The organism is Brenneria corticis, assembly GCF_003115855.1.
GTDB classification, from domain to species: Bacteria; Pseudomonadota; Gammaproteobacteria; order Enterobacterales; family Enterobacteriaceae; genus Brenneria; species Brenneria corticis.
In genome coordinates, this window is sequence record NZ_KZ819137.1 from 1 (window position 1) to 1029 (window position 1029).

Consider the following 1029-nt stretch of genomic DNA (forward strand, 5'->3'; position numbering starts at 1 on the left):
TGGGCAGCGTAACGGTGGGGAACGACGGTCACTTTGCCGTACCGTTATCACCGGCGCTGACTAATGGTGAGGCGGTTAGTGCGGTAGTCAGCGATGCGACCGGTAATACTTCTGCCGCGGCAACCGCTGTTGCATCGGACACCACCGCACCGTCCGCTCCCGCCGATCTGCTAGTGGCAGCGGACGGTTCCACAGTCAGCGGCACAGCCGAAGCCGGCAGTACGGTGAAGATCACCGATGCCGCCGGCAATGAACTGGGCAGCGTAACGGTGGGGAACGACGGTCACTTTGCCGTACCGTTATCCCCGCCACTAACCAACGGCGAAGCGATTAGTGTGGTGGCCAGCGATGTGGCCGGTAATACCTCTGCCGCGGCGAGCGTTACCCCCCCGGATACCTCCGCACCTTCAACTCCCGCTGATCTACTGGTGGCGGAAGACGGCACCGCCGTTAGCGGCAACGCCGGAGCCGGCAGCACGGTGAAGATCACTGATGCAGCCGGCAATGAACTGGGCAGCGTGACGGTAGGGGAAAATGGCAGCTTTACCGTGCCGTTATCACCGTCACTAACCAACGGCGAAGCGATTACTGTCGTCGCCAGCGACGCTGCTGGTAATGCTTCTGCCGCGGCAACCGCCACGGCACCTGACACCACCGCACCTGCAACCCCAGCCGATCTGCTGGTGGCGGAAGATGGTGCCGCCATTAGCGGCAACGCCGAGGCGGGCAGCACGGTGAAGATCACCGACGCCGCCGGCAATGAACTGGGCAACGCAACGGTAGGGAACGACGGCCACTTTACCGTACCGCTATCCCCGGCGCTGACTAACGGCGAAGCTATTAGTGCAGTGGTCAGCGACGCTGTCGGTAATGCTTCTGCTGCGGCGAGCGTTACCGCCCCGGATACCTCCGTACCTTCAACTCCCGCCGATCTGCTGGTGTCGGAAGATGGTTCCGTCATTAGCGGCACAGCCGAAGCCGGCAGTACGGTGAAGATCACCGACGCCGCCGGTAATGAACTGGGCAGTG

At 62.6% G+C, this 1029-nt stretch carries 1 protein-coding gene; it reads left to right on the top strand.

The annotated features are described in order from the left end of the window. A partial coding sequence (locus DDT56_RS24240; RefSeq protein ID WP_246856882.1) for an Ig-like domain-containing protein occupies window positions 1–1029 on the top strand: 1029 nt, incomplete at both ends.